Origin of the sequence: Burkholderia sp. BKH01 (assembly GCF_025685725.1) — a bacterium.
GTDB lineage: Bacteria > Pseudomonadota > Gammaproteobacteria > Burkholderiales > Burkholderiaceae > Burkholderia > Burkholderia pyrrocinia_C.
The window spans coordinates 136,970-143,632 of sequence record NZ_JAOTQT010000018.1; the positions used below are offsets into that span (position 1 = coordinate 136,970).

A 6,663-nucleotide genomic window follows, 5' to 3' on the forward strand; every position below is an offset into this window, starting at 1 on the left:
ACTTACTTGCCTTGCGGGCGCAGATACGCGAGCCAGCGGCGCTCGGCCTGGCGGAACAGCCACACGAGCGCGAACGAGATCACGAGGTAGAGCAGGGCGGCGATGCCGAACGCGTGGAACGACATGTAGGTGGCCGAGTTCACGTCGCGGGCGATCTTCAGGATGTCCGGCACGGTCGCGGTGAACGCCACCGTCGTCGCGTGCAGCATCAGGATCACTTCGTTGCTGTACAGCGGCAGCGCGCGGCGCAGCGCCGACGGCAGGATCACGCGGCGATACATCGTGAACGGCGTCATCCCGTACGCGCGCGCGGCTTCGATCTCGCCGTACGACGTCGCCTTGATCGCGCCCGCGAAGATCTCGGTGGTGTACGCGCAGGTGTTCAGCGTGAACGCGAGCAGCGTGCAGTGCATCCCGTCGCGGAAGAACGCATCGAGCATCGGCGTGCCGCGCACGGCCTGCAGGCTGTAAAGGCCCGTGTAGCAGAGCAGCAGCTGCACGTAGAGCGGCGTGCCGCGGAACACGTACGTATAGAGCCACACGGCGCCCGCCAGCCACTTCCTCTTCGACACGCGCGCGACCGCGAGCGGCACCGACAGGCAGAAGCCGAGGCCGATCGACACGACGAGCAGCCACAGCGTGATCGCGACACCGGTGATGCGATAGCCGTCGGTGTAGAGATAGTTGCGCCAGTATTCTTGGATGAGTTCGATCATAGGTCAGCCTTGCGGACACCGGTCGAGTAGCGCTTTTCGAGCCACATCAGCACGAAGTTCGAGATCGTCGTGATGGCGAGGTAGACCGCTCCCGCGATCAGCGTGAAGAAGAAGAACCGCAGCGTGCCCTTGCCGGCGTCCTGCGACGCCTTCACGACGTCGGCCAGGCCGATGATCGACACGAGCGCGGTCGATTTCACGAGCACCTGCCAGTTGTTGCCGATGCCCGGCAGCGCGAAGCGCATCATCTGCGGGAACATGATCCGCGTGAACACCTGCCAGTTCGTCATCCCGTACGCGCTGCCTGCCTCGAGCTGGCCGCGCGGCACCGACAGGAACGCGCCGCGGAACGTCTCGGTGAAGTACGCGCCGTAGATGAAGCCGAGCACGATCACGCCAGCGAGGAACGGGTCGATGTCGATCTGGTCCCAGCCGAGCGCGTCGGTCGCCATGTTCAGCCAGATCTGCAGGCTGTAGAACAGCAGCAGCATCAGCACGAGGTCGGGCACGCCGCGGATCAGCGTCGTGTAGACGGTGCCGACGCCGTGCGTCACGCGGTTGCGCGACAGCTTCGCACCCGCGCCGAGCAGACCCAGCAGGAACGACAGCGCGAGCGAAAGCACCGCCAGTTTGACGGTTTGCCAGGTGCCTGCGAGGATCAGCGGGCCGTAACCTTGTAGAAACATATGTGGTCCTTGACGGCGCACGCGGTGCGCCGCGAAAGACGCGCCCGCCAAGCTGCGCGGAACGCCCCGTGCGTATCATGACCGTCCGCCCCGGCAACGGTGCCGGGCCAGCCCGTCGCGCGAGCGGCGGGCAAGGGGGCGGGCGGCGCGTGGTTGACTGCCTGTACTGCCCGGACGCGGGGCCGCCCCCGCATCCGTTGCTTCTTCTTGTCGGCGCTCAGCGGGCCGAAGCCGAATAGACGCTGAACGAGAAGTACTTGTGCGACAGCCGGTCGTACGTGCCGTCCTTGTGCATGTCGGCCAATGCCTGGTTGATCTTGAGCTTCAGGTCCGTATCTTCCTTGCGCAGGCCGATCGCGGTGCCGTCGCCGATCGTCTTCGGATCCTTCACTTCCGGCCCGGCGAACGCGAAGCCCTTGCCGCGCGGCGTGCGCAGGAAGCCGTAGTCGGCCTGCAGTTCGTCCTGCAGCGTCGCGTCGAGGCGGCCCGAGCCGAGATCGGTATAGACCTGGTCCTGATTCTGGTAAGGAATGACCGTCACGCCCTGCGGTTCCCAGTACGCCTTAGCGTAGGTTTCCTGCGTCGAGCCCTGCTCGACGCCGACGCGCTTGCCCTTCAGCGACGCGACCGTCGGCAGCAGCGGCGAGCCGGTCTTTGCGATCATCCGCGCCGGTGCGTCGTACACCTTGTCGGAGAAGTCGATCTGCTCGCGGCGCTTGTCCGTGACGGTCAGCGACGACACGATGACGTCGTACTTCTTCGCCTTCAGCGCCGGGATGATCCCGTCGAGGTCTTGCGCCACCCACACGCATTTCACGTTGATCCGCTTGCAGATCTCCTTGGTGAGATCGACGTCGAAACCGACGATCTCGCCGCTCGGAGCGGTCGACTCGAACGGCGGGTAGCTGGCATCGACGCCGATCCGCACGGTCTTCCACTCCTTCGCGAAGGCGCTGCCCGCCACGAGGGCGAGGGCGGCGCACAGGGCGGCCTTCTTCATTTCCATCCTTCTGTTGCTGACTTTCCGGGGGCGCTCGCGGCCGGTCGGACCGGGCGCCGCGGCGTATTCTAGACGGCCAAAATTCGCCGATCGGCGTTCTGGCGATGGCGGCCGCCGGACGGGCGAACGCCAAAAGGGCGGTATTTTACCCGAACGCGATACCCGGAAAACGGCAATCCGGCGCGATCGATCGATTCTTCGATTCTTCGATTCGGCTGTTGCGGCAATCGCGGTATTCTCAACGGGTATTGCGTCAATTGCGGTCGCGGATGCAACGATCCGGCGCGCGGTCGATGGATTGCGGCGTGGGCGCGGTCACGTTCGCACCCGGCCGGGCGGCCGAGGTGCTGCTGTTCGACGCAGCCTGAACGAAAAAAGGGGACGCGGGCCGGTGCCCGCGTCCCCTTCGGCGCCGCTCCGGGGAGCGGCTTGCCGGCTTACTGCGCGGGCGCCGACGCGCCCTTGGCCGCGCGATGTTGCTCCCAGCGCTCCTTCATCTTCTCGTGGCGCTGCTGCATCTGCGCGAACTGCTGCTTGAGCGCCGTGCTGACCGTGGTCTTCTGCTGGTCGTTCAGCCCGTTGTAGAACGCGAGCCACGCGGCGGAGGTCTGCTCGCGCAGTTGCGCGTTCTGCTGCTCGGCCTGCTGGCGCGCGGCGTGCAGCGCGCTCAGGTCGAGGATCGGCTGGTTCTGCTGCGCCTTGAACTGCTCGCGCATCTGCTCGTGGCTCTTGCGCATCGCATCACGGTTCTGCTTCATCGTGTTGACGGCCGTCTGCCATTGCTGTTCCTGCGACGCGTTGAGCTTCAACTGGTCATGCAGTTTCATGATTGCGCCGAACGGGCCGCCGTCGTGCCCGTGCATCTGGTGCATGCCGGGGCCGCCCGGCGGCGGCATGTCGGTGGGCGGCGCGGCATGCGCGGTGCCGAATGCGAGAGCGAGCACGGTGGCGGCCGCGATGGCCACGCGGGAAGTCTTCTTATACATTTCAGAAACTCCTTGTATCCAAAGGGTCCGGCGATGCGGTACGGGGAAAGCCGTGTACCGCATCCGGTAAGAAGCAGGTTAGCGATGCCGGCCCCGGCCGGTGTTACGTGGGGCGGCGGCCCGGTTACCGCGCATTACAGTTCCCTTGCGCCGTAACCCGCAGTAACCCTTTCATCCCTTTGTTTCGTTCTTCGACTCCGCCCTCGCGCGGTAAACTTCGAGCCATGACTACCCAGATCCTCATCGTCGACGACGACCAAGAACTCCGAGACCTGCTGCGCGACTATCTCGTGCGCCAGGGGATGGAAGTGTCCGTGCTGCACGACGCGGCGACGCTCGAGAAGCGTCTCGAGCGCGAGCGGCCCGACCTGATCGTGCTGGACCTGATGATGCCGGGCGTGGACGGCCTGACCGCGCTGCGCCAGTTGCGCGCGGCCGGCGACGACATCCCCGTGATCATGCTGACCGCGCGCGCGGACGACGTCGACCGCATCGTCGGGCTCGAACTCGGCGCGGACGACTACCTCGGCAAGCCGTTCAACCCGCGCGAGCTGCTCGCGCGCGTGCAGGCCGTGCTGCGCCGCCGCCGCGCGACGCCGTCGGCGGCCGCGCCCGAACAGCGCGAGCCGTTCGCGTTCGGCCGCTTCGTGCTCGACTTCCAGGCGCGCACGCTGTCGGTCGACGGCAAGCCGGCCACGCTGTCGAGCAGCGAATTCGCGCTGCTGAAGATCTTCGTGAACCATGCGCTGCGCACGCTCACGCGCGAGCGGCTGCTCGAGCTGCTGCACGGGCCCGAGTACGACGGCACCGACCGCGGCATCGACGTCCAGGTGTGGCGCCTGCGCCGCATCCTCGAAACGGATCCGTCGACGCCGCGCTTCATCCAGACGGTCCGCGGGCGCGGCTACGTGTTCGTGCCCGACGGCGAGGCTCATGCGCAAACCCATTGATTCGCTGTTCGGGCGGCTCGCGCTGCTCGTCGTTGGCGTCCTGCTCCTGTCGCACTTCGCGTGGTTTTTCGCGATGCGGCTCGAGCGCAACCAGATGCAGACGCGTTACGCGGTCGAGGAGGCCGCGTTCCTGGTCGACGCGGTGCGCCAGCACGTCGAGCGCACGCCCGACCAGCCGTTGCCGTCGCGCGTGCGGCTCGTGACGCCGGACAGCGCCGACGTGCCGAACGGCGACCTGTCGAATCTGCCGGCGGCGCTCAAGCGGTTCCGCGACGACGTGAGCGAGCGGATGCCGCCCGGCACGCGCGTCGAGATCGGCGCGCCGGGCCATCCGCCGGTGCTGTGGGTGAAGCAGCCGAACGATCGCAACTGGATCGTGGTGCCCGTGCAGCCGCTGCGTCCGCCGCGCTCGCTGGACCGGATGCTGCTGTGGCTCGGCACGATCTTCTCGGCCGGCGTGATCGCCGCGCTGTTCGCGGCCTGGCAGCTGCAGCAGCCGCTGCGCTCGCTCGCGCGTGCGGTCGCGCGCTTCGGCCGCGGGCAGCCGGTGCCGCCACTGCGCGAGCGCGGCCCGCGCGAGCTGCGTCAGCTCACGCATGGCTTCAACCAGATGGTGGAGCAGGTGTCACAGGCCGAGAGCGACCGCGCGGTGATGCTGGCGGGCGTTGCGCACGACCTGCGCACGCCGCTTGCGCGGATGCGCCTGCGCGCGGAAATGATGGACGACGTGCGCTTGCGCGACGGCGTCGTGCGCGACGTCGATTCGATGTCGCACATCGTCGATCAGTTTCTGGTGTTTGCGCACGGCGGGTCCGACCGCAGCGAGCCGGTGCCGGTCGATCAGGCGTGCGAGCGGATCGCACGCAACTATCGCGCGGTCGCGCCGAATGCGCAGACGGTCCACACGCGGCTCGACGCCGATCCGGGCTTCAGGCTGCCGACGGCGACGCTCGACCGGATCCTGTCGAACCTGCTGGACAACGCGCATGCGTATGGTGCGCCGCCCGTGCTCGTCGAGACGGCGCGCACGCCGACCGGCTACGTGCTGTCGGTCAGCGACAGCGGCGGCGGGATCGCGCCGCGCGACCTCGCGGCCGCGACGCGGCCGTTCGTGCGGCTCGACCCGGCGCGCGGCGGCAACGGCCACAGCGGGCTCGGGCTCGCGATCGTCGAGCGGCTCGTGCTCAGGCTGGGCGGGGCGTGCGACATCGGCAACCGCCCTGAAGGCGGCCTGCGCGTCGCGATGACGTTCCCGTTCGAGGTCGTGCCGAAGGACGAACCCCACGCACAGGCTGCGTAAGCGACTGCGGCGCCTGCCCGGGCCGGCAGGCGTCGCGCGGCATCATTCGCCGAACAGCGTGCCGAGCGTCTCGGCTGCGTTGCTGTCGATCGTGTTGTAGGTCACGGTGGTGGCCTCGAAGATGTAGACGGTCGTATAGCGGCCGAGGCGCTCCAGGATTTCCTCCTGCAGCGATTCCGGCACGACGTTCATGTTCAGGTACCATGCCGTCGACGACAGCCGCGTCTGGAACGACCCGTACTCCTGCATCAGTTCGTAGAACGCGTCGGCATCCTGATCGCGGCAGACGATCACCAAGTTTCCTGCCATTCCCTTCCTCCCGCTCGTCGGTCGATCCCCAGGGTCTGTATACATATGGAACGTGCATGCGTCGCCACGATACCGGCCGCAACAGACCTGGGGGCTAGCCCCGATCATACCCGCTTCGCCGTGTCCGGCTGCTGACGCCCGGCACGGTTTGCACCCGCGTGCGGCTGGCGGGTTCACGGCCGGCCCGGATCACGGCATAATTCGGGCCTGCATGCCGGCCGAAGGACTGCGGCCGGGCTGCTCCGTACCGTGTACTCGCCGTCCGCCCGTTCCCCGGGCACGATCCGTGCGCTGCGCGGTGCGCGCCGTCGCTCCGTCCCCGGACGGTTGTACCTGAAATACAGGTTGGTGTAGTGTCGTGCCGTCGCGGGCCGACTCGACCGCGACCGCGCGGGGCGCAGCTTGCACGCACGGCGCATCGCGCCCGCGCGAGATCGTCAGTCAATCGAATTACCGCGCCCGTGCGCTTTGCCATGAATCAACATCGACTGCCGGCTTCGTTCGGCCTTACCGGGGAGGGCGCCTGATGGACGTCGGATTCTTCAATCCGAACCGGACCGCCAACGCGTCCGCTTGGCGCGTTCTGCCGAACCGGTGGGACTTCATCGCGTTTCCGCTGATCATCTGCCTGCTGGCGATGGCGATCGTCGGTTTCCACGAAACGATGGCGCCGATCGGCGTGCTGCAGACGCAGAAGATCTCGCTCGATCCGTCGA

The 6,663-nt window shown here is 67.4% G+C and carries 8 protein-coding genes and 1 pseudogene; 4 read left to right on the plus strand and 5 right to left on the minus strand.

Annotated elements, in window-relative coordinates:
- Positions 1 to 2 precede the first annotated feature (2 nt).
- The 3 genes from OEJ37_RS24090 to OEJ37_RS24100 form a co-directional block, all read right to left on the minus strand.
- Positions 3 to 716: an ABC transporter permease gene (locus OEJ37_RS24090; RefSeq protein WP_111016361.1), complete on the minus strand. Its 714-nt coding sequence runs from the start codon at positions 714 to 716 to the stop codon at positions 3 to 5.
- Positions 713 to 1,402 (minus strand): ABC transporter permease, encoded by a 690-nt coding sequence (locus OEJ37_RS24095; RefSeq protein ID WP_174421545.1) that lies wholly within the window; start codon positions 1,400 to 1,402, stop codon positions 713 to 715. Before OEJ37_RS24095 ends, OEJ37_RS24090 begins: the two co-directional genes overlap by 4 nt.
- Positions 1,403 to 1,619: 217 nt before the next feature.
- Entirely contained in the window at positions 1,620 to 2,402 is a 783-nt protein-coding gene (locus OEJ37_RS24100) for an ABC transporter substrate-binding protein (protein ID WP_174421546.1), read from the minus strand.
- A 104-nt stretch (positions 2,403 to 2,506) separates the two neighbouring features.
- Between OEJ37_RS24100 and OEJ37_RS24105 the strand changes: the two genes are divergently transcribed.
- Positions 2,507 to 2,770, plus strand: a complete 264-nt coding sequence (locus OEJ37_RS24105) for a hypothetical protein (RefSeq protein WP_263346252.1) — start codon at positions 2,507 to 2,509, stop codon at positions 2,768 to 2,770.
- A gap of 69 nt (positions 2,771 to 2,839) precedes the next feature.
- Here OEJ37_RS24105 and OEJ37_RS24110 read toward each other — a convergent pair whose 3' ends face one another.
- Positions 2,840 to 3,388 carry a Spy/CpxP family protein refolding chaperone gene (locus tag OEJ37_RS24110; protein ID WP_152864336.1) on the minus strand — a complete coding sequence of 183 codons (549 nt, stop codon included), beginning with the start codon at positions 3,386 to 3,388 and terminating at the stop codon, positions 2,840 to 2,842.
- Between the two features lie 224 nt (positions 3,389 to 3,612).
- Between OEJ37_RS24110 and OEJ37_RS24115 the strand changes: the two genes are divergently transcribed.
- Positions 3,613 to 4,338: a response regulator gene (locus tag OEJ37_RS24115; protein ID WP_009693256.1), complete on the plus strand. Its 726-nt coding sequence runs from the start codon at positions 3,613 to 3,615 to the stop codon at positions 4,336 to 4,338.
- The gene (locus tag OEJ37_RS24120; RefSeq protein ID WP_174421549.1) at positions 4,322 to 5,638 is read left to right on the plus strand and encodes an ATP-binding protein; all 1,317 of its coding nucleotides are present in this window, start codon (positions 4,322 to 4,324) and stop codon (positions 5,636 to 5,638) included. The genes OEJ37_RS24115 and OEJ37_RS24120 overlap by 17 nt, the downstream gene beginning before the upstream one ends.
- A 42-nt stretch (positions 5,639 to 5,680) precedes the next feature.
- On the opposite strand, the gene OEJ37_RS24125 is transcribed toward OEJ37_RS24120, so the two are convergent.
- Positions 5,681 to 5,947 carry a hypothetical protein gene (locus OEJ37_RS24125; RefSeq protein ID WP_011545926.1) on the minus strand — a complete coding sequence of 89 codons (267 nt, stop codon included), beginning with the start codon at positions 5,945 to 5,947 and terminating at the stop codon, positions 5,681 to 5,683.
- 523 nt (positions 5,948 to 6,470) lie between these two features.
- On the opposite strand from OEJ37_RS24125, the pseudogene OEJ37_RS24130 reads away from it, so the two are divergent.
- Positions 6,471 to 6,663 (plus strand): annotated as a pseudogene (locus OEJ37_RS24130) (sulfonate ABC transporter permease); the annotation flags it as partial.